This is a genomic window from Stenotrophomonas sp. WZN-1 (genome assembly GCF_002192255.1).
Lineage (GTDB): Bacteria > Pseudomonadota > Gammaproteobacteria > Xanthomonadales > Xanthomonadaceae > Stenotrophomonas.
On record NZ_CP021768.1, the window covers coordinates 3,003,517 to 3,023,525 of the forward strand.

Annotated in this window: 18 protein-coding genes; 5 read left to right on the forward strand and 13 right to left on the reverse strand. The window is 68.1% G+C overall.

What is annotated here, in order from left to right:
- Window positions 1-102 precede the first annotated feature (102 nt).
- The 5 genes from CCR98_RS14210 to efp all read right to left on the reverse strand — a co-directional run bounded on the left by CCR98_RS14210 (window position 103) and on the right by efp (window position 4,381).
- A complete protein-coding gene (locus tag CCR98_RS14210) occupies window positions 103-807 on the reverse strand; it encodes a squalene/phytoene synthase family protein (protein ID WP_087923127.1) in 705 nt (234 codons plus the stop codon).
- A gap of 11 nt (window positions 808-818) precedes the next feature.
- Window positions 819-1,514: a phosphoglycolate phosphatase gene (locus CCR98_RS14215; RefSeq protein WP_087923128.1), complete on the reverse strand. Its 696-nt coding sequence runs from the start codon at window positions 1,512-1,514 to the stop codon at window positions 819-821.
- A complete protein-coding gene (gene ubiG / locus CCR98_RS14220) occupies window positions 1,511-2,227 on the reverse strand; it encodes a bifunctional 2-polyprenyl-6-hydroxyphenol methylase/3-demethylubiquinol 3-O-methyltransferase UbiG (protein WP_087923129.1) in 717 nt (238 codons plus the stop codon). Before ubiG ends, CCR98_RS14215 begins: the two co-directional genes overlap by 4 nt.
- 25 nt (window positions 2,228-2,252) lie before the next feature.
- Complete coding sequence (locus CCR98_RS14225; protein WP_087923130.1) at window positions 2,253-3,596, reverse strand: TRZ/ATZ family hydrolase; 1,344 nt, start codon at window positions 3,594-3,596, stop codon at window positions 2,253-2,255.
- 218 nt (window positions 3,597-3,814) lie between these two features.
- Window positions 3,815-4,381 (reverse strand): elongation factor P, encoded by a 567-nt coding sequence (gene efp / locus CCR98_RS14230; protein ID WP_014037874.1) that lies wholly within the window; start codon window positions 4,379-4,381, stop codon window positions 3,815-3,817.
- Between the two features lie 96 nt (window positions 4,382-4,477).
- Between efp and epmB the strand changes: the two genes are divergently transcribed.
- A complete protein-coding gene (epmB, locus tag CCR98_RS14235) occupies window positions 4,478-5,518 on the forward strand; it encodes an EF-P beta-lysylation protein EpmB (protein WP_087923131.1) in 1,041 nt (346 codons plus the stop codon).
- 9 nt (window positions 5,519-5,527) lie between these two features.
- Here the strand turns inward: epmB and CCR98_RS14240 are convergent, their stop codons facing one another.
- Genes CCR98_RS14240 through CCR98_RS14250 form a run of 3 tightly spaced genes read right to left on the reverse strand, consistent with a single transcriptional unit; the run spans window position 5,528 to window position 9,400 of the window.
- The gene (locus CCR98_RS14240) at window positions 5,528-7,654 is read right to left on the reverse strand and encodes a GGDEF domain-containing protein (protein WP_087923132.1); all 2,127 of its coding nucleotides are present in this window, start codon (window positions 7,652-7,654) and stop codon (window positions 5,528-5,530) included.
- Window positions 7,651-8,583, reverse strand: coding sequence for a phosphate/phosphite/phosphonate ABC transporter substrate-binding protein (locus CCR98_RS14245; RefSeq protein ID WP_087923133.1), 933 nt, complete (start codon window positions 8,581-8,583; stop codon window positions 7,651-7,653). The genes CCR98_RS14240 and CCR98_RS14245 overlap by 4 nt, the downstream gene beginning before the upstream one ends.
- A gap of 46 nt (window positions 8,584-8,629) precedes the next feature.
- Window positions 8,630-9,400 (reverse strand): RNA methyltransferase, encoded by a 771-nt coding sequence (locus tag CCR98_RS14250; protein ID WP_087923134.1) that lies wholly within the window; start codon window positions 9,398-9,400, stop codon window positions 8,630-8,632.
- A gap of 120 nt (window positions 9,401-9,520) precedes the next feature.
- On the opposite strand from CCR98_RS14250, the gene CCR98_RS14255 reads away from it, so the two are divergent.
- Entirely contained in the window at window positions 9,521-10,348 is an 828-nt protein-coding gene (locus CCR98_RS14255; RefSeq protein ID WP_049468091.1) for an inositol monophosphatase family protein, read from the forward strand.
- Between the two features lie 669 nt (window positions 10,349-11,017).
- Here the strand turns inward: CCR98_RS14255 and htpX are convergent.
- Complete coding sequence (htpX, locus tag CCR98_RS14260) at window positions 11,018-11,884, reverse strand: protease HtpX (RefSeq protein ID WP_014037878.1); 867 nt, start codon at window positions 11,882-11,884, stop codon at window positions 11,018-11,020.
- A 93-nt stretch (window positions 11,885-11,977) separates the two neighbouring features.
- Between htpX and gluQRS the strand changes: the two genes are divergently transcribed.
- The 3 genes from gluQRS to phaR all read left to right on the forward strand — a co-directional run bounded on the left by gluQRS (window position 11,978) and on the right by phaR (window position 14,373).
- Entirely contained in the window at window positions 11,978-12,898 is a 921-nt protein-coding gene (gene gluQRS / locus CCR98_RS14265) for a tRNA glutamyl-Q(34) synthetase GluQRS (protein ID WP_087923135.1), read from the forward strand.
- Window positions 12,899-12,915: 17 nt separating this feature from the next.
- Window positions 12,916-13,656, forward strand: a complete 741-nt coding sequence (phbB, locus tag CCR98_RS14270; protein ID WP_087923136.1) for an acetoacetyl-CoA reductase — start codon at window positions 12,916-12,918, stop codon at window positions 13,654-13,656.
- A 183-nt stretch (window positions 13,657-13,839) separates the two neighbouring features.
- Complete coding sequence (gene phaR / locus CCR98_RS14275) at window positions 13,840-14,373, forward strand: polyhydroxyalkanoate synthesis repressor PhaR (RefSeq protein WP_041864232.1); 534 nt, start codon at window positions 13,840-13,842, stop codon at window positions 14,371-14,373.
- A 74-nt stretch (window positions 14,374-14,447) separates the two neighbouring features.
- Here phaR and CCR98_RS14280 read toward each other — a convergent pair whose 3' ends face one another.
- The 4 genes from CCR98_RS14280 to CCR98_RS14295 all read right to left on the reverse strand — a co-directional run bounded on the left by CCR98_RS14280 (window position 14,448) and on the right by CCR98_RS14295 (window position 19,957).
- On the reverse strand, window positions 14,448-15,404 hold the full coding sequence (locus CCR98_RS14280) for a TraB/GumN family protein (RefSeq protein ID WP_087923137.1): 957 nt from the start codon (window positions 15,402-15,404) through the stop codon (window positions 14,448-14,450).
- Between the two features lie 2 nt (window positions 15,405-15,406).
- A complete protein-coding gene (locus tag CCR98_RS14285; RefSeq protein ID WP_087923138.1) occupies window positions 15,407-16,336 on the reverse strand; it encodes a DUF1684 domain-containing protein in 930 nt (309 codons plus the stop codon).
- A gap of 11 nt (window positions 16,337-16,347) precedes the next feature.
- The gene (gene mutL / locus CCR98_RS14290; RefSeq protein WP_087923139.1) at window positions 16,348-18,249 is read right to left on the reverse strand and encodes a DNA mismatch repair endonuclease MutL; all 1,902 of its coding nucleotides are present in this window, start codon (window positions 18,247-18,249) and stop codon (window positions 16,348-16,350) included.
- A 139-nt stretch (window positions 18,250-18,388) separates the two neighbouring features.
- Window positions 18,389-19,957: an N-acetylmuramoyl-L-alanine amidase gene (locus CCR98_RS14295; protein ID WP_087923140.1), complete on the reverse strand. Its 1,569-nt coding sequence runs from the start codon at window positions 19,955-19,957 to the stop codon at window positions 18,389-18,391.
- Window positions 19,958-20,009 lie beyond the last annotated feature (52 nt).

Below are 20,009 nucleotides of genomic sequence, written 5' to 3' on the forward strand. Positions count from 1 at the left end.
CCATGCTCGGCTGCTATTGCGCGGGCGCGGGCACGGTGAGCCGAGCATGGGCTCGGCTCTACAGACAGCATGCGGACCAAGGTCCGCACCCACCAGAATCGATCAACCGCGGGCAGCCCACCACACGCGCAGCAGGGTGCGCACCGGCGTGGCTTCGATCGGCTTGCCTGCGGCCTGTGCAGCAACGCGTGCACGCGCCAGGCTGGACCACACGCGGCGCGGGCGCGGACCTGGCACCCGGCTGCCCCACCCCTTCAGCAGATGCTGCGCCCAGCGCTGCGCGGCGCTGCTGGCATCGCCGTCCAGCAGGCTGCGCGGCACACCGGCCACGCCGGCATCCTGTAGGCGCTGGGCCAGGGTCTGCAGCTGCACTGCGCGACCGGCGCCGGTGCGCGGCTTGTCAGCGAACAAGGCCGCCTCGACCGAAGCCACGGCTTCCGCGTAACGGGCCAGCGCGCGCTCGGCTCCGGCCGCATCCAGTGCCACGGTGCGCGCTTCAACCAGGTCCGGCAGCGCCTCGGCCAACTGCGCCCACGGCGCACGCACCGGCTCCAGCAGACGGCCCAGCGGATGGCGCGAACGATGCGCGGCCCAGCTGCGCAGCTCCTCACCCCACCACGCCAGCTTGGCGTCAGCCGGCAATGGGTCGCCGCTGGCGTTGAGCATGTCGTCGAATTCCTGCAGCAGCGCGAACCACGCCACTGCAAGCTCGCGTTGCGATTCGGCCACGAACGGGGCGGCCACCGACCATTCCGGCCAACGGCTGCGCCACTTGTCGAGGAAACTGTCCAGCGCGGTACTGCTCACTACGTGATTCCTTACGGCTGGGCCGGGGCTGCCGGCCGGGTCGGCCACAGACTGGCCAGTTGCAGAAGCTCGGCGTTCTCGACCAGCACGTCGGCCTGCCAGGCCAGCGGGTCGTCACTGTGCAGGCGGTAGCCCCACAGCGCCGCCACCGACGGCATGGCGGCGGCACGTGCCGCGATGATGTCGCGCTCGTCGTCGCCCACGTACACGCAGTCTTCGGCGGCAACGGCAATCGCCTGCGCAGCGTGCAGCAGCGGCAACGGGTGCGGCTTGCGCTCGGCCAGGCTGTCACCACCGACCAGTACCGCGCAGCGCTGCTGCCAGCCATGCTGCGGCAGGATCAACCGTGCCAGGTACTCGGGTTTGTTGGTGACGATGCCCCACACCGTACCGGCGTCGTCCAGCGCGGCAAGCATGCCGGCCACGCCATCGAACAGCACCGCGTGCTGGCCGATCAACGCTTCGTAGCGCTGCAGGAATTCCGGGATCAGCGCATCGCGTGCGGCGGCATCCAGGTCCGGGAACGCCGCCCCGACCATCGCACGCGAGCCCTTCGACACCACCGGGCGCAGCGACGCCGGATCGATCGGTGCGCGACCACGATCGGCCAGCATCGCGTCGCAGGTGGCGACGAAGTCCGGTGCGCTGTCCAGCAGCGTGCCATCCAGGTCGAACAGCACCGCGCGCGGGAAGCGGGCCGCGGTCATGCCGGCTTGACCGCGTAGGCCAGGTAGTTGATGTCGGTGCGGCTGCTCAGGCGGGCATGGTTGCGCCACGGCTCGTAGGCCATGCCGCTGACATCCACCAGCTGGACGTCGGCCTCGCGCAGCCAGCGTGCCAGCTCGGCCGGCTTGATGAATTCCTGGTAGTGGTGGGTTCCCTTGGGCAGCAGGCGCGCCACGTACTCGGCGCCGACAATCGCCACCGCGAAGGCGGCAGCGGTGCGGTTGATGGTCGACAGGAACAGGTGGCCGCCCGGCTTCAGCAGGCGCTTGCAGGCCTCGATGATCGCGCCCGGGTCCGGCACGTGCTCGAGCATTTCCATGCAGGTAACCACGTCGAAGCTGCCCGGCTGCTCGGCGGCCAGGTCCTCGGCGGCCTGCACCCGGTAATCGACCTTGGCACCGCTTTCCAGCGCATGCAGGCGGGCGACCTTGACCAGTTCCGGGGCCAGGTCGATGGCAGTGACGTCAGCACCGGCCTGCGCCAGCGCTTCGCTCAACAGGCCGCCACCGCAGCCGATGTCGAGCACGCGTGCGCCGCGCAGCGGCACGCGGTCGGCCACGTACTTCAGGCGCACCGGATTCAGTGCGTGCAGCGGCTTCTGCGGGCCGTCAGCGTCCCACCAGCGGTTGGCCAGCGCGGCGAACTTGTCCAGCTCGGCCTGATCGAAATTGGAGGAAGCGTGGGGGGCAGTCATGAGGGAGTCCTTGCGGCGCCGGGATTCAGGCGCGGATATGACGGATGCGCTCGCGCCACTGGCGCGCGTTGGCAATGATGCCCGGCAGGTCCATGCCGACCAGCTCGCGCTGCACCAGCTTCGGCTTGCCGGCAATCCAGACGTCGCAGACCTGCTGGCGGCCGGTGGCGTACACCAGCTGCGACAGCACGTTGTGCAGCGGCTGGGTTTCCAGCGCGGACAGGTCGACGCAGACCAGGTCGGCCTGCTTGCCGACTTCGATCGAGCCAATACGCTCGCCGAAGCCCAGCGCGCGGGCGCCGCCCAGGGTGGAGGCGCGCAGCGTAGTGGCCGCGTCCAGCGCGGTGGCATCGTCGGCCACCGCCTTGGCCAGGATCGCCGCGGTGCGGTTCTCGCTGAACATGTCCAGGTCATTGTTGCTGGCGCAGCCATCGGTACCGATTGCCAGGTTCACGCCGGCGCGCTGCAGGGCGCAGGCCGGGCAGAAACCGGAGGCGAGCTTCAGGTTCGATTCCGGGCAGTGCACCACGCTGACGCCGCGTTCGGCGCACAGGTGGATTTCCGCGTCGGTCAGCTGGGTCATGTGCACCGCGATCAGGCGGTCGTTGACCAGGCCGAGGCGATCCAGCCGCGCCAGCGGGCGCTGGCCGTGCAGCTTGATCGAATCGTTGATTTCCTGCGCGGTCTCGTGGGTGTGCAGGTGCACCTGCATGTCGAGCTGGTCGGACAGCATCCGCACCCGCTCGAAGTTGGCATCGTTGACCGTGTACGGCGCATGCGGCGCGAACGCGGTGCCGATCAGCGGATCGGTGCGCCACTGGTCATGCAGTTCACCGGCCTTGGCGAAGTACTCGTCGTCGGTCTTGGCCCAGGCGGTGGGGAAATCGATGATGACCGCGCCGACCAGCGCGCGGAAACCGTGCTTCTTGTAGACCGCGGCCTGCACGTCGCCGAAGAAGTAGTTCTCGTTGGCGCAGGTGGTCCCGCCGCGCAGCATCTCGGCGATGGCCAGGGTGGTGCCGTCGGCCACGAATTCCGGGCCGATCACCGCCGCTTCCACCGGCCAGATGTGCTGCTGCAGCCAGGTCATCAGCGGCAGGTCGTCGGCAACGCCGCGCAGCAGGGTCATCGGGTTGTGTGTGTGCGCGTTGACCAGGCCCGGCATCAGCGCAGCCTCGGGGCGGCTCACCACCTGGGTGGCGCGGAACCGCGCGCGCGCCTCGGCACGCGGCAGGATGGCCACGATCTCGCTGCCACGCACGGCAACGGCATGGTCTTCCAGCACCACCGCGTGCGGCTCGATCGGAACGACGTAACCGGCTTCGATGAGCAGGTCGCAGGCTTCGGGGAGGTGCGGGCTATCGCTCATGCGGGCTCACTGGCTGGGGGAGGAGGGACCATTGGCGGCCTTGGGTCTGCCGGGCGACCGATCTCCGGCCGAACGGCTACCGCTGAGCTTCTGGAAAACGAGCCCCTGAGTCAGGGGCGGCCGCGAAGCGGCGGGGTGTGGGTGGTGGTAAGTGGGGCCCACGATCCGCATCGCGGATCGTGGGAGCGCCAGCGCGAATGCGCCAGCGCGTACCCGGATTACTTGACGCGTGCGGAGTACTCGCCCGAACGGGTGTCGACGCGGATCACTTCTTCCTGGTTGACGAACAGCGGCACGCGGACCACGGCGCCGGTTTCCAGGGTGGCCGGCTTGCCGCCGCCGCCCGAGGTGTCGCCACGGACGCCCGGATCGGTTTCGGTGATCTTCAGTTCGACGAAGTTCGGCGGCTGCACGAAGATCGGCTCACCATTCCACAGGGTGACCACGCAGGACTCTTCGCCCTTCAGCCACTTTTCGGCGCCGCCCATGCCGGCCTTGGTGGCCTGGACCTGCTCGAAGGATTCCGGGTCCATGAAGTGCCAGTATTCGCCGTCGCTGTACATGAAGTTCATGTCGGTATCGACGACGTCGGCTGCATCCAGCGAGTCGGTCGACTTCATGGTGACTTCCTGGGTACGGCCGTCCTTGATCAGGCGGTACTTCACGCGGGTGAAGGCCTGGCCCTTGCCCGGCTTGACGTATTCGGTGTCGATGATGACGGCCGGTTGGTTGTTGACCAGGATCTTCATCCCGTTCTTGACGTCGTTCATGCCGTAGCTGGCCATGCGTAAACTCCTGAGTGGCAAAAACGCCGCGGGTGCGGCGAGCCGTTAGAATGGAAAGCCCACCGGATGCCGGTGGGCGACTGTTTTTCTGCCCCCATGATAACCGCAGGCCCCCTCTCCATGCAGCTTTCCGCCTTCCCCCGGCCCCAGTCGCCAGGCGCGCCCGCGCGCTGGCAGCAGCTCTGGCGCCAGGCGCTGCGCGACCCGCACGCCCTGCTGGCCCGGCTGCAGCTGGACCCGGCGGCGCTGGGTGTCTCGGAGGCGGCCATCGCCCAGTTCGCGCTTCGCGTCCCCGAGGGCTTCGTGGCGCGCATGCGCGTGGGCGATGCGGCCGACCCATTGCTGCGCCAGGTGCTGCCGATCGACGAGGAAATGCGCCCAGCCCCCGGGTTCAGCTTCGACGCGGTGGGCGATGGTGCCGCCAGGAAGGCCACCGGGGTCATCCAGAAATACCGCGGTCGCGCCCTGCTGGTCGCCACCGGCAGCTGCGCGATCAACTGCCGCTACTGCTTCCGCCGCCACTTCGACTATGGCGCGGAAAACGCCGCCAAGGGTGGCTGGCAGGAGGCCGTAGCCGCCATTGCGGGCGACCCGGACATCGACGAAGTGATCCTGTCCGGCGGAGACCCGCTGTCGCTGGCCACGCACAAGCTGGTGGAGCTGACCGACGCCCTCCGCGCGATCCCGCACCTCCGCCGCATGCGCATCCATACCCGGCTGCCGATCGTGCTGCCGGAACGCGTGGACGAGGAGCTGCTGGCCTGGCTGGGCAGCCTGCCCTGGCCGCTGGCGATCGTGGTCCATGCCAACCATGCCAACGAATTTGACGCCAGCGTGGACGCGGCGATGGGCCGCCTGCGCGGCGTCGGTGCCCAGCTGCTGAACCAGGCCGTCCTGCTGCGCGGGGTCAACGACAGCGTGCAGGCCCTGCAGGACCTGAGCGAGCGCAGCTTCGCCGCCGGCGTGCTGCCCTACTACCTGCACCAGCTGGACCGGGTCGAGGGCGTGGCCCACTTCGAAGTGGACGATAGCCAGGCCAAGGCGCTGATTGCCGGCCTGACCGCACGCCTGTCCGGCTACCTGATCCCCAAGCTGGTGCGCGAACTGCCCGGCGATCCGAGCAAGCGCCCGCTGTAACAAAAAAGGTCAGACACCCGATTCGATCATCCGCACCACTTCGGTGGCGGTCACCGGGTGGCTCAGCCAGTAGCCCTGGCCGAGGTCGCAGCCACGCTGGACCAGCAGCTCGAACTGTGCCTGCTGCTCGATGCCTTCGGCCACCACCGTGATACCCAGCGCGTGGGCCATGGCGATGATCGCCGTGGTCAGCGCAAGGTCGTCGGGATCACGCTGCATGTCGGCCACGAAGCTCTTGTCGATCTTCACCCCGTCCACCGGCACCTGGCGCAGATGGCTGAGACCGGAGAAGCCGGTACCGAAATCGTCCAGCCAGACCTTCACGCCGGTGCGGTGCAGTTTGTCCAGCAGCTGCGCGGCAACCATTTCGTCGCCGATCACCGCGGTTTCGGTCAGCTCCAGGTGCAGGCGCGAGGCCGGCAGGCCGGACTCGTGCAGGCACTGCGCAACCAGCGCCGGCAGTTCACCACCGCGCAGCTGCCGCGGCGATACGTTCACCGACACGAACAGATCATCGCCACCGGCCCCGCGCGGCCACTGCGAGGCTTCCATGCAGGCCGCCCGCAGCACCTTCGGGCCGATGATCTCGATCAGTCCGCTCTGCTCGGCCACTTCGATGAACACCGACGGCGGAATCGTGCCCAGGGTCGGGTGCTGCCAGCGCAGCAGCACTTCGACGCCAACCATGCGGCGGTCGCGCATGCGGAAGATCGGCTGGTAGGCCAGGCGCAGCTCGCCGCGCTCCCAGGCCCCGCGCAGCTCCTGTTCCATGTGCACGCGGCGCTCGACCGCATGGTCCATCGCCCGGCTGTAGTAGCGGTAGCAGTTCTTGCCGGCCATCTTCGCCTGGTACATGGCGATGTCGCCGTTCTTCAGCAGCGTGGTCGCATCGGCGGCATCGTCCGGGAACAGGGTCACGCCGATCGAGGTCCCCAGGAACAGCTCCCTGCCCTGCACCACCAGCGGCTTGCCCAGCTCGCGCACCAGCACCTCGGCCAGCAACCGCGCATTCGCGGCCACGTCTCCATCACCGACCAGGATCACGAACTCATCGCCGCCGAACCGCGCCAGCAGCGCCTCGTCGCCACCGGCCTCGGTGACCGCGCGCCCGATACGCTGCGCGAACTGCAGCAATGCCTCATCGCCGGCTTCATGGCCGAGGGTATCGTTGACCCGCTTGAAGTCGTCGATGTCGGCGAACAGCAGGCCCAGCCGATGATTGGATGCGCGCGCCGCCATCAGGCGATGGTCCAGCGCTTCCCGGAATGCCAATCGGTTGGTCAACCCGGTCAGCGCATCGGTATACGCCATGCGCCGTACCTCACGGTCATGGCGGGCGATGGAATCACGCATCCGGGCAAAGCCGCGCACCAGCTCGCCGACCTCATCGTCGCGGGTGTTCTCGGCCAGCGGCGCCTGGTAGTCGCCGGCCTCGATGCGGCGCGCCGCGGCAGCCAGATCCCGGATCGGCGCAACCAGGGTGCGCTGCACGTACAGGATCACCACCACGCCGATCACCACCAGCAGGCCCAGCATCAGCAGCAGCCAGCCCAGGTGGCGGCTGCCGACCTGCTGCAGGCGCTTGCCGAGCGTGGCATTGGCCGCCTGTTCGCGCTGCTGCACCTCGTCCAGCGCCATGCCGACGCGGACGCCGCCGATGCGCTGGTTGCCGACCATGATCGGCATGGTGTTGTCGAGCACCTTGGGCGATTCCTGCACCACCAGCGCCTGCGCCACTGCCGCCTTGGGCGCCAGCGGATCGGCCATGGGCTGCCCGAAGCCAGCGACCTCCACCGTACCGTCATGTACCAGCCGGCCATGGTCATCGAACACCAGCACGTAGCGCACCACCTGCTGGCGGGCGGTATTGCGCACCAGCGCGCCAACCTGGTCCAGGTCGCGGTAGTACAGCGGGTTGGCCAGTGCATCGGACAACTCACGCGCCATCGCCTCGCCACGGCTGCGCACGCCGCGGTCGAACAATTCATGGATGACGCTGCCGCTGAGGTTGCGCACCTCGCTCTGCATTGCCGCCTGCCGCCCCAGCAGTACCGCCAGGATCGCCACGACAACGATCATCGCCCCGCCCATCGCGAGCAGGAACCGGGCCTGCATTCCCGAGCCGAGCCACTTCATTCCACTTCCATCCGCACGCGCGTCAATCCTTGTTTCAATTCATCCAGCCGCTGCTGCGCATGCGCATCGACGCGGTGGAAACCGGAAGTGCCAAAAAACCGATGCAACGCTCCCTGCGCCCCCGGATCGCCGGCCGCCTCCAGCAGCACCTGCTGCAGGCGGTCACGCACCTTCGGATCGAGGTCGGCGCGCACCATCTCCACCGCACGCGGGTACGGCTCGGTGCGCAGCAGTTCGCGGAAATCGCGCCGGAACGCCGCCGGCACCCGCCGTTCGTCGCTCCAGTCCACGCTGCTCACCGCCCCCGCATCGGCCATGCCCTTGTGGACATAGGTGGCGATGTTCAACTCGCTGCGCGCGAACACATACCCCACGCTGTCCCGGCCCGGCATGTCCCACGTACCCACCAGGATCTGCGGCGACAACCCTTCCTGCAGCAGCGTCATCACCGGCACCAGGTAGGCACTGGTGGACGCCGTGTTCTGCAGGGCCAGGCGATGCCCGCGCAGATCCTGCACGCGCTGGATTGGACTGTCGCGGCGCACGAAGAACACGGTCTGGTACTCACGTACGCCGTTGCGCTCGGTCAGCAGCAGTGGCCGCGCGCCACTGCGCTGGCCCAGCGCCACCGCCGTGCCCGACGTTTCCGTGACCCAGTCGACCCGCCCCCGCCGCAGATAGCTGGCCATCTGCTGCGGGTCGCGTGCCATCAGGATCCGCCCCTCCTTGATGCCGACGTCATGCATGCGTTCCACCACGTAGTCCAGCAACGGCTGCAGCTGCTCGTAATGGGCCTTGGGATCATCGCTGATCCGGCCCAGCACCAGCACCGGGTCCGGTGCTGCATGCACCGTCCCGGCCAGCAGGATCATGACCAGGCTCAGCAGTCCCCTCTGCACTGCCCTTCGCAGACCCGACACAGGCTTCATCCCCCCTGGGTATCCAGACAGACTACCCGAAAAAATGAGAACGTCGTCAGCTGTCCTTGTTGCCAGCTTGTGCCAGTCGCGCCATGCGCTGGGTGTCGGCCAGGATGCCGCGCAGGAGGCGCACTTCCTGCTCGCTCGGCTCGCTGCGCAGGAACAGGCGACGCAGCTTGCGCATCGCCGATTCCGGGGCGCGGCCCTTGTGGAAATCGATCTCGTCCAGCGTGTCAGCCAGCTGGGCGAAGAAGCTCTCCATCTGCTCATGGCTGGCCGCCTGCTCGCGGAAGCCGGGCTCGGCGTCGGCCGCAGGCTGCGCACCCAGCAGCTGCATGCGCGTTTCATAGGCCAGCACCTGCACGGCGGCAGCCAGGTTGAGCGAGCTGAACTCCGGGTCGGACGGGATGTGCACCGCCGCATGGCAAAGCTGCAGTTCCTCGTTGGTCAGGCCGGTGCGCTCGCGCCCGAACACCAGCGCCACCTCTGCCCCCTCGCCGGCCTTGGCCACCGCGCGGGCAGCGGCATCGGCGGGCAGGTACTCCTCCAGCTGGACGCGGCGGGCACGGGCGGTGCAGCCCAGCACCAGGCGGCAGTCAGCCACGGCCTCGGCCAGGGTGGCCACCACCGGGGCGTCCCCCAGCACGTCTTCGGCACCGGCCGAGCGACGGAAGGCCTCCTCGTCCAGCGGCTTTTCGGGGGCGACCAGGACCAGGCGGGCCAGACCCATGGTCTTCAGGGCACGGGCGGCAGCGCCCATGTTGCCGGGGTGCTGGGTACCGACCAGGACGAATCGGAGGCGGGTGGCGGCAGGAAACTGGGACATGAACAGGGAAAAGGTCGAGCTGGACGATGACCAATGGTAAACTGTGCGGCCGGCCACTGCGCCGGACCCGCTCTTTTCCCCCGCCAGTCCATCTCTTCTGCCTTTCCGGGAGCCCACGCCATGCAGAAACCCGCCGTCACCGTCATGGTCAAGGCCGCCCGCCTCGCCGGCAACGTCCTGTTGCGCAACATCAACAAGCTCGAGGCACTGAACGTGGTGCAGAAGGGCCGGATGGACTACGCCAGCGAAGTGGATGCGGACGCGGAAAAGGTCATCGTCAAGGAACTCAAGCGCGCCTACCCGGACTACGGCATCTTCGGTGAAGAAGGTGGCGTGCAGGGCGAGCGCCGCCAGATGTGGGTCATCGACCCGCTGGACGGCACCAGCAACTACCTGCGCGGCGTGCCGCACTACTGCGTGTCGATCGCCCTGGTCGAGAATGGTGAGCCGACCGATGCGGTCATCTTCGACCCGCTGCGCAATGAACTGTTCACCGCCAGCCGTGGCGCCGGCGCCGTGCTGAACGACCGCCGCATCCGCGTGGCCGAACGCAAGGATCTGGAAGGCACGATGATCCACACCGGCTTCGCCCCGCGCGAGCGCAGCCGTGCCAGCGCCCAGCTGAAGGCGGTCGACGCCCTGCTGGTGCACGGCGAGGACATCCGCCGCACCGGTTCGGCAGCACTGGACCTGGCCTACGTGGCCTGCGGCCGCGCCGACGCCTACTTCGAAGCCGGCGTGAAGGCATGGGACATCGCCGCCGGCCTGCTGCTGGTCCGCGAGGCCGGTGGCAAGGTCTGCGACTTCAAGGGCGCGACCCTGGGCCGCATGGACAACCGTGGCCCGGAGACCCACCAGATCGTGGCCGGCAACCTGAAGGTGGCCGAGTCGCTGCAGAAGGTGCTGGTCAACACCGGCTACGCGGCGGAGTTCGACGCGAAGTTCTGATCTGCGCGTAGACGCGGTTCATGGAGACGGCACCTGCGGAGGTGCCGTTTTCGTTTGCGCGCCGGGAGATTCGTTTCCGCGACCGCGGAGGGGTGTCACTTTCTTTGCGCGCAAAGAAAGTAACCAAAGAAACGCTCCGCCGGCCGCGAGCCGACGTGCTGCGCACGCCGGTGCCCTGCGCTTCTCGGCGAATCAGGGGACGGCGCCGAACTCGCTGCGCTCAAACACCGGCGCCTTTTCGCCCCTGATTCCCCTGCGATGCTCGGCTCGCTCAAGGCGGACTGGAAGGTCAAGATCAACGGCAACGGCATCCACGCGTGGCATGGATCAACCGGATGCGGCTGTGGCATTTGACCTTGGGTCCGCCTTGAGCGAGCCGAGCACCGCAGGTCCGGCGAGGGCGAAGAGGTGCGGGTGTCTGAGCGCAGCGAGTTGCCGCACCGTCCCTCGACGGACCGAGGAGCGCAGGGGACCGATGCGCAGCATCGGCTCGCGCCCCGGCGGCGTGTTTCTTTGGTTACTTTCTTTGCACGAGCAAAGAAAGTGACACTCCTCCGCAGGCGCGGAAACGATCCGCTGGGCACGATCCGGCATCAGCAATGCACCGCGCAAACAAAAACGCCCGGCGCGAGGCCAGGCGTTCCTGCACTACGGTGGAAGTACGGGGGCTTACGCCGCCGTCGATGCCCGCAACGCGGCGATGCGCTCTTCCAGCGGCGGGTGGCTCATGAACAGCTTCTTCGCCGTCGAACCAGCAATACCGAAGGCCGCGATCTGCGTCGGCAGCGTGCTCTGGCCATGGTTCAGTTGCAGGCGCTCCAGCGCGGCGATCATCTTCTGGCGGCCGGCCAGCGAAGCACCACCCGCATCGGCGCGGAACTCGCGGTGGCGCGAGAACCACATCGAGATCATGGTGGCGAACAGGCCGAACACCATCTCCAGCACGAACACGATGATGTAGTAGGCGAAGCCGCGGCCGCCGCCTTCGCGGTTGCCCGACAGTGCGCTGTCGATGATGCCGCCGACCACGCGTGCCAGCACGATCACGAAGGTGTTCAACACGCCCTGCAGCAGGGCCATGGTGATCATGTCACCGTTGGCGACGTGGGCGATCTCGTGGCCCAGCACCGCTTCGGCCTCGTCTTCGCTCATGTTGTGCAGCAGGCCGGTGGACACGGCCACCAGCGCGTTGTTGCGGTTGGCGCCGGTGGCGAAGGCATTGATCTCCGGGCCATCATAGACCGCCACTTCGGGCATGCCGATGCCGGCCGCCTTGGCCTGGCGCTCGACGGTGGCCAGCAGCCAGCGCTCGGTCTGGTTGCGCGGCTCGGTGATCACCACCGCACCGGTGGAGCGCTTGGCCATCCACTTGGACAGCAGCAGCGAGATGAAGGAGCCACCAAAACCAAAGATCGCGGCCATGACCAGCAGGCCGCTCATCTGGCTCGGATTGACCCCCAGCAACGACATCACGATGCTGGCGAGGATCAGGACCGCGAAGTTGGTCGCCAGGAACAGGGCAATGCGGGTAAACATGGGAAAATCCGGCTCGGAAGGGGTCGATACCGGTCAATTTGCGGTGTGGTCAGCTTGAATTCAAGCGCCAACCTGACCGACGATTCAGCCAGCATGACCTCCCCCATTCCCTGCGGCCGCTTCGCGCCCTCGCCGACCGGCCTGCTCCACCCCGGATCCCTGCTTGCCGCCTTCGGCAGCTGGCTGCTCGCCCGCCATCACGGCGGCCTGTGGCGGCTGCGCATCGAAGACGTCGACCCACCGCGCACCGTGCCCGGTGCCGCCGAGGCACAGCTGCAGGCGCTGGCGGCATTCGGCCTGGCCCACGATGGCCCGATCGTCTGGCAGAGCGCGCGCGGCGACGCCTACCAGGCCGCGCTGGACGTGCTGCTCGCCGGCGACCAGGCCTTTGTCTGCCACTGCAGCCGCAGCGACCTGGCGGCCAGCGGCGGCATCCACCACCGCTGCGTTGCGCGGCAGCCACGACCGGACCCTGCCGTCCGCTTCCGCGTGCCGCGCGGCAGCATCGTGTACTTCAATGATGGCCTGCGCGGACCTCAACACCAGGACGTGCACGCCGAGGTTGGCGACTTCGTGCTGCGCCGTGCGGACGGCTGCTGGGCCTACCAGTTGGCCGTGGTGGTCGATGACGCCGCACAGGGCGTGACCGAAGTGGTGCGCGGCGCCGACCTGCTCGATTCCACAGCGCGGCAGATCCTGCTGCAGCGTGCACTGGGCCTGGCGGCGCCGCGCTACTGGCACCTGCCGCTGCTGCTCGATACCCCGGGCCACAAACTGTCCAAGTCGCTGGCGTCGCTGCCGGTGGACAGTACGCGCCCGCTGCCCGTGCTGCGCCAGCTCTGGCAGTTGCTGGGCCAGTCGCCTGCCGCCCTGGACCACGCGCACGATCTGGACACACTGCTGGCCGCCGCTCGGCAGGCCTTCGACCCCGCCCAGCTGCCGCGTACCGACATCCTGCTGCCGGCCGGCGCACTTTCCGCGCCGATGTTGCAGAATCCCCCTTCCCCCACCTGATACCCGGACAGCACTCCATGACATCTCGCGTCGCACTGGTCACCGGCGGAACCGGCGGCATCGGCACCGCCATCTGCCAACGCCTGGCCGACCAGGGCCACCGGGTCGCCACCAACTACCGCGACGAGGGAAAGGCCCACGCCTGGCAGCAGGCGATGACCGAACGCGGCTACAACGTGTCGATCTTCCCGGGCGATGTCTCCGATCCGGACAGCGCCGAAGCGCTGGTGCGCGCCGTCGAGGCCAAGCTGGGCCCGGTCGAGATCCTGGTCAACAACGCCGGCATCACCCGTGACACCACCTTCCACCGCATGCGCGTGGACCAGTGGCACGATGTGATCAACACCAACCTCAACTCGGTGTTCAACGTCACCCGGCCGGTCATCGAAGGCATGCGCCGCCGCGGCTGGGGCCGGGTCATCCAGATCAGCTCGATCAACGGCCTGAAGGGCCAGTACGGCCAGGCCAACTACGCCGCGGCCAAGGCCGGCATGCACGGCTTCACCATCTCGCTCGCCCGCGAGAACGCTGGTTTCGGCATCACCGTGAACACCATTTCGCCCGGCTACGTCGCCACCGACATGGTGATGGCGGTGCCGGAGGACGTGCGTGCCAAGATCATCGCCGACATCCCCACCGGACGCCTCGGCAAGCCGGAGGAAATCGCCTATGGCGTGTCCTTCCTGGTAGCCGAGGAAGCCTCGTGGATCACCGGCAGCAACCTGGATATCAACGGCGGCCACCACATGGGCTGGTGAGCCGCGCAGGGGGGCGCCGCGACTTGCACTGGCGGCCCCTGCCGATGGTCATGCTGCGCAGCACGCAAACCCTTGTTGCGCAACATGATCACCCGTGAAAGCCAAGCCTGGCGGGGGCTGGGGCGGTTGCAACCGCTGCTGCACTGCGCCATGCTGCGCGTCTACTGTGACGAGTACCGCTTCATGGCTGCGACCCGCATCATCAAGAAGTATCCGAACCGCCGTCTCTACGACACCGAGATCTCCAGCTACATCACCATCGAGGACGTGCGCCAGCTGATCCTGGACGGTGAAGACTTCGAAGTCCGCGACGCCAAGAGCGGCGACGACCTCACTCGATCGGTCCTGCTGCAGATCATCGCCGACCAGGAACAGGACGGCGAACCAATGCTGTCCACCCAGCTGCTGAGCCAGCTGATCCGCTTCTACGGCGATTCCCTGCAGGGCTTCATGGGCAACTACCTGGAGCGCAGCATGCAGGTCTTCCTCGACCAGCAGCAGCAGTTCCGCCAGCAGATGGGCAACCTGCTGGGCCAGACCCCGTGGGCGATGATGAACCAGCTGACCGAGCGCAACCTGGAGCTGTGGCAGGAATTCCAGCGCAGCATGGGCAGCGGTTTCGGTGGCCCGCGCCCGGGCGGCACCGGAACGGGGACCGGCACCGGCAACAAGCCCGGCGAACCGGGCACCGGCACCGGCGGCAAGACCCGCCGCTGAGCGGCAGCTACGGCTGATACGAAAACGGCGCGCCCCTGGCGCGCCGTTTTGCTTGGCATCGTGGCAACGATGCGTCAGCGTTTCGCCTTGCACCCCGTGCACACGCGCTCGACCTTGTAGCCCTTGGCCTTCAGTTTCTCGACCACGCCATCACTGCCCAGCAGGTGCAGCGTGCCGACCACCACCAGCGTACCGCCCTGCCCGGCCTGCAGGTACGGCTGCAGCTTCGGTACCCAGGCATCATTGCGCCCGGTGTTGATGCGCTGATACAGCTGCGGATACTGCTGGCGCATCTCCGCCGCCATCTTGGTCCACAGCAGTCGTTCGTCGCCGCGGCGCCATGCATCATGCAGCAGCCGCGCCTGCTCATCGGCCTTGCCGGCCTGGTCCAGCGCTTCGGCCAGCATCTGCCGCTGTTCCTGCACCGTCATCCCGTCAAGCATGCCGATCTGGGTATCGATGTCCTCCAGGCCAGCGGTCTTGCGGCCGGTCTTCTGCGCGCGCTCCATGAAGTGGCGGTCCAGGCCCAGCGCCGGGTCCAGGCCCAGCTTCTGCATCTGCCCGACCGAAATGCTGAGGCCGACGAACCAGGCTTTCATGCCCTGCATCTGTGCCAGCGGCAGCTTGTTCCCGGTGGCAAAGGCCTGCAGCTTCTGCCAGGTCGCCGCATCCAGATCACGCTTGAGCTCGCTGCCATCAGTGCGGGTCGCGGCCTGCACCATGCGGCTGGCCAGCTGTGGCGACTGCATGTCTTCCGGCGACAGTTCGAACACCACCCGCTGCGAGGCTTCGAACGCCTGTTCGACATCGGGCGACAGCGGGTAGTCCTGCGGTTTCAGCAGATGGAACGATCCCAGCAGGTACACACGTGCATCGCCCGGGCCGGTGACTTTCCACAACAGCGGTACGGGCGGCTTGGCCGCCGCAGCGGCCGCGGCCGTGGTGCCCGGCGCATCGCGGGCAGTAGCCAGTGGTGCCATCGCGCACGCCGCCATCAGCAGTGCGGCACGGAACAGATGTTTGATCGGCATGGTCAGCCTTCTCCTTCAGGCAGGTGGTAAGCCTTCTCGCCTGCTTCCACGCGCAGGTCCAGCCGGTTTTCCGGTGGCGCCAGCGGACAGGTGGCGTAGGCGGTGAACGCGCATGGCGGGTTGTAGGCATGGTTGAAATCGATGCGCACGGTGCCGTCTGCGGCGGGCGCATCGGTATCCAGGTAGCGCCCGGCCGGATAGCTGCCGCGGCCGCTGGTGCGGTCGGCGAAGATCAGGAACAGCGGCTGCCCGGGCGCACCGATCGCTTCCAGCCGCCAGCTGCGGCCGTCGCGCTGGAACTCGACCGCGCCGGCATTGGGCATCTCGGTGGTCAGGCCGGTGATGTCGACGATCGGCAGTGTCTTGCCCGGCGGGTGCGCGATGAAGCGCGCCTGCACCTGCCAGTCCGCGCCGCCCGGCCAGTACTGCAGGCCGGCGAAATCACGGCGTGCGGCGGCATCGGCATGCTTGACCCGCAGCGCATCACGCGCCCCCCTGCGGATGATGCTGAGCTGGCCCTTGCCGCCATCGAAGGCCAGCAGCGTCGGTTGCGCGTCCTTGTCGGTGTCGATGCGGACGCGGCCGCGCACCGGCTGGCCATCATGACTGACATCGGCACCGGCTTCAGGTGTGAACCACCACTGGGTGCCTTCGCGGCGCAGCAGGCCCAGCTTGTCCGGGCCGACCGTCAGGCGGATGCCGTTGGTGGCGCCGCTGCCAACGAAATGGGATTTGTTCTGCAGCCAGTGCAGGCCGACCAGGGCCGTCCAGCCATCGGGCCGGGTCAGGTCCTGGTAGCGCGCCACACGCCATTGCTGCTGCGCGGCCGCGTAGGCCGGATCTTCAGCGGCCGTCGGTGCCGGCGGTGTTGCCGGGCTGCAGGCGGCCAACACCACGGCGGCCAGCAGGCCCGCCATTCCCCGATAACGCATCGATGCTCCCCTCAACGTCCGCGCAGGAACCAGCGGTCGATCTCCGCCAGCGAAAAACGGGCCCAGGTCGGTCGGCCGTGGTTGCACTGGCCGGACCGTTCGGTGATTTCCATGTCGCGCAGCAGCGCGTTCATTTCCGGCACGGTCAGGCGCCGGTTGGCACGCACCGCGCCATGGCAGGCCATGGTCGACAGCAGTTCGTCGCGTGCACTGGCCACGCGGCGGCTCTGGCCATGCTCGCGCAGGTCGGTCAGCACGTCGCGCAGCAGCCCTTCCGGTTCGGCATGCGCCAGCAGTGCCGGAATGCTGCGCACGTGCAGCGAACCGGGGCCGGCACGGGTCACCTCGAAGCCGAGCGCCGCCAGGGTTTCGGCTTCGCTTTCGGCGGTGTCGGCCTCGCGCTCGCCCACCGCCAGCGTGATCGGCACCAGCAGCGGCTGCGACTGCAGGCCGATGCCATCGTGTGCGTTCTTCAGGCGCTCGTAGCCGATGCGTTCGTGTGCCGCATGCATGTCGACCACGATCAGGCCTTCGGCATTCTCGGCCAGGATGTAGATGCCATGCAGCTGCGCGATCGCGTAGCCCAGCGGTGGCACGCCTGCATCGGCGCTGGTCACCGGCAATCCGTTCTCGGTGGGCATCGGTGGCAGTGCCGCCGCACGCTCGGCACCGGCCGGCGTGGCATACAGCGCAGCATAGGCAGCCGGTGCATCGGCCACCTGCAGGCCCAGTGGCTGCTGCGGTCGCCACCCGGAGAATCCACCACCACCGCCGGAGCCGGCACCGGGTGCCGGACCGCGCACCAGCCCGAAGCCGGAAGCGCCCGCGCTCGAAGCCGTGGCTGCAGCCGTGGCATCCGCCGGATGCACCGGGCCAGCACCGATCTCCTGCGCCGACATGCCGGCGCGGGTATCGGCCAGCGCATCCTTCAGCGTGCGGTAGACGAAATCATGGACCAGCCGCGAATCGCGGAAGCGCACCTCGTGCTTGGCCGGATGCACGTTGACGTCGACGCGGGTGGGGTCCAGTTCGAGGAACAGCACATAGGCCGGCTGGCGGCCGTGGTACAGCACATCGCCGTAGGCCATCTTCACCGCATGGGCGACGCTGCGGTCACGCACCGAACGTCCATTGACGTACAGGTACTGCTGGTCGGCACTGGCGCGCGAATAATGCGGCTGCGCGATCCAACCGTGCAGGCGCAGGCCGGCACCGCTATGGTCCACCCGCACGGCCTGGTTGGCGAAATCCTCGCCCAGCGTTTCGGCAAGGCGCGCATCGGAATACAGATCACCCGGCTTGTAGCGCCGCGAGGCCTTGCCGTTGTGCGACACGCGCAGCTCGACATCCGGCCGCGCCAGCGCCAGTGAACGCAGCCACTCTTCGATATGGCCCAGCTCGGTGCGCTCGGCGCGCAGGAACTTGCGCCGCGCCGGCACGTTGTAGAACAGCTCGCGTACTTCCACCGTGGTGCCCGGCGCATGCGCGCGCGGGGTCACCTCGCCGATCTTGCCGCCTTCGATCTGCAGTGCCGAACCGTGCTCGTCGTGCGCGCGGCGCGAGGACAGGGTGAAGCGGCTGACCGACGCGATCGACGGCAGCGCTTCACCCCGGAAACCGAGGGTGGCCACCGATTCGAGATCGTCCAGATCGGCGATCTTGCTGGTCGCATGCCGCGACACCGCCAGTGGCAGCTGTTCGGGCGCGATGCCGCTGCCGTTGTCGCGGATGCGGATCAGGCGTACACCGCCTTCTTCCAGGTCGATGTCGACGCGGCTTGCGCCGGCGTCGATCGCGTTCTCGACCAGTTCCTTGACCACAGACGCGGGCCGTTCAACTACTTCGCCAGCGGCGATCTGGTTGATCAGGATGTCCGGCAACGGCCGGATCGGACGCGGACCGGGCGCGCTCATGGGAGGTGATGGGCAGCAGACTTCATGGGTCGATGATAGCGGAGCGGTCCCATGTAGAGTCGACTGCTCTTCATCGGGCACAAAACCCCGCGCTGCACGCCAAGTCGACGCTACAGAAACGGCAACCCGCCTTGGCCGGTTATTTGCTGCCGCCGGCCATGGTGCCGGCCGCGTCGATCTCGGCCTGGGCGCGGGCGGCATACAGCGTGCCCGGCGGCGGCTGGCGGCTGAAGAATGTGTGCACGCCATCCAGCACGGCGCCAGCGATCTTGCGCTGGTACGCCGGGTCCATCAGGCGGCGCTCTTCATCCGGATTGGAGATGAACGCGGTTTCCACCAGCATCGCCGGCATGTCCGAAGTGCGCAGCACCGCGAAGTTGGCGCGCTCGATGTTCGGCTTGTGGTTGTTGCCGATCCGCTTCAGGCCGCCCAGCACGTGGCCGGCTGCGTCCTCAGACGCCTTCATGTAGCCGCTCTGTGCCAGGTCCAGCAGCACGTTGGCCAGGGTGCCTTCGGTCTGCTGCAGGCGCACGCCACCCACCAGGTCGGCCGCGTTTTCCTTGTCCGCCAGCCAGCGGGCGCGCTGCGAAGAGGCACCCTTGGTCGACAGCACGTAGACCGACGAGCCCGTGGCCGAACGGTTTTCGGCCGCGTCGGCATGGATCGAGATGAAGATGTCCGCCTTGTTCGCACGCGCCTTCTGCGCACGCATCGGCAGAGGAATGAACACGTCGCTGTCGCGCGTCAGGTAGGCCTTCAGGCCCGGCGTGGCGTTGACCTGGCGGGCCAGCTCGCGTGCCACTGCCAGGGTGACGTCCTTCTCGCGCTTGCCGGTCGGGCCGATCGCACCCGGGTCCTGGCCGCCGTGGCCGGGATCGATCGCCACCACCAGGTGGCGCATGCCGGCCTGCATGCGGATCCGCGACGCATCGCTGGGCATGGCCGGACGCGGCGGTTCCACCGGCGTCGGGGCCGGTGTGGGCAGGGTGGCCGGCGGCGTGGTCACCACCGCCGCGGTGCGCTGGCCGGCGAGGATCGCGGCCGGCGAGGACGAAGGCGTGCTGCTGGCGGTGACGCCAGCCGCGGCGACCTGGGCCGGCGCGGTGGTCGGTGCCGGGGTCGGCGTGGCCGGTGCGGCGGCAGTGGCGCTGGCCTGCTGCTGTACCTGTGCGGTCAGCAGGGCCGTGGCACGCGCGGCATCAGTGCGCGACTGCGCGCTCTCGGCCGGAGTGGGTACAGGTGCGGCCCCCGCAGCGGGTGCCTGCGACTGCCCGGCCGGCGTCGCCGCCGGGCGGCTGGCGGCCACGGCCGGGCCATCACCCGGCCATTCGATCACCAGCTTGGATTCATTGCCCTCGCGCTGCATCTGCGGGCGGAACGGCGCCACCGATTCAGCGAGGTCGAAAACGACACGGAAGGTACCCGGCACCGGCTGTCCAGTGCGCACGGCCGTGACCACACCCTGCGCAGCCGGCATCTTCAGGTTGCGAATCGCACTGGAATCGGGGAAATCGACCACCAGCCGGTTCGGACCCGCCAGCGACAAGGTCTTGTAGCCGCCGCTGCCGACCAGCGAGATTTCGGCGCGGGTACCGGTCGCGCCCGTATTCAGCAGGACCTGGCGGACTTCGCCGGCCCACGCACTGACACTCGCCAGACCCAGTCCGACGGCGGCACAGATGGCAATGAGACGGTTCCCCGGGCGCATGGCTCAGGATTCAATCACCGCGCTGAACGGAATGCAACACCTTTTTCCTTAA

Excerpts from the sequence above, each read along its gene's own strand:
- CCR98_RS14215 (WP_087923128.1), bottom strand. The coding sequence starts at position 1,514 with ATGACCGCGGCCCGCTTCCCGCGCGCGGTGCTGTTCGACCTGGATGGC.
- ubiG (WP_087923129.1), bottom strand. The coding sequence starts at position 2,227 with ATGACTGCCCCCCACGCTTCCTCCAATTTCGATCAGGCCGAGCTGGAC.
- CCR98_RS14225 (WP_087923130.1), bottom strand. The coding sequence starts at position 3,596 with ATGAGCGATAGCCCGCACCTCCCCGAAGCCTGCGACCTGCTCATCGAA.
- efp (WP_014037874.1), bottom strand. The coding sequence starts at position 4,381 with ATGGCCAGCTACGGCATGAACGACGTCAAGAACGGGATGAAGATCCTG.
- epmB (WP_087923131.1), top strand. The coding sequence starts at position 4,478 with ATGATAACCGCAGGCCCCCTCTCCATGCAGCTTTCCGCCTTCCCCCGG.
- CCR98_RS14240 (WP_087923132.1), bottom strand. The coding sequence starts at position 7,654 with ATGAAGTGGCTCGGCTCGGGAATGCAGGCCCGGTTCCTGCTCGCGATG.
- CCR98_RS14245 (WP_087923133.1), bottom strand. The coding sequence starts at position 8,583 with ATGAAGCCTGTGTCGGGTCTGCGAAGGGCAGTGCAGAGGGGACTGCTG.
- CCR98_RS14250 (WP_087923134.1), bottom strand. The coding sequence starts at position 9,400 with ATGTCCCAGTTTCCTGCCGCCACCCGCCTCCGATTCGTCCTGGTCGGT.
- CCR98_RS14255 (WP_049468091.1), top strand. The coding sequence starts at position 9,521 with ATGCAGAAACCCGCCGTCACCGTCATGGTCAAGGCCGCCCGCCTCGCC.
- htpX (WP_014037878.1), bottom strand. The coding sequence starts at position 11,884 with ATGTTTACCCGCATTGCCCTGTTCCTGGCGACCAACTTCGCGGTCCTG.
- gluQRS (WP_087923135.1), top strand. The coding sequence starts at position 11,978 with ATGACCTCCCCCATTCCCTGCGGCCGCTTCGCGCCCTCGCCGACCGGC.
- phbB (WP_087923136.1), top strand. The coding sequence starts at position 12,916 with ATGACATCTCGCGTCGCACTGGTCACCGGCGGAACCGGCGGCATCGGC.
- phaR (WP_041864232.1), top strand. The coding sequence starts at position 13,840 with ATGGCTGCGACCCGCATCATCAAGAAGTATCCGAACCGCCGTCTCTAC.
- CCR98_RS14280 (WP_087923137.1), bottom strand. The coding sequence starts at position 15,404 with ATGCCGATCAAACATCTGTTCCGTGCCGCACTGCTGATGGCGGCGTGC.
- CCR98_RS14285 (WP_087923138.1), bottom strand. The coding sequence starts at position 16,336 with ATGCGTTATCGGGGAATGGCGGGCCTGCTGGCCGCCGTGGTGTTGGCC.
- mutL (WP_087923139.1), bottom strand. The coding sequence starts at position 18,249 with ATGAGCGCGCCCGGTCCGCGTCCGATCCGGCCGTTGCCGGACATCCTG.
- CCR98_RS14295 (WP_087923140.1), bottom strand. The coding sequence starts at position 19,957 with ATGCGCCCGGGGAACCGTCTCATTGCCATCTGTGCCGCCGTCGGACTG.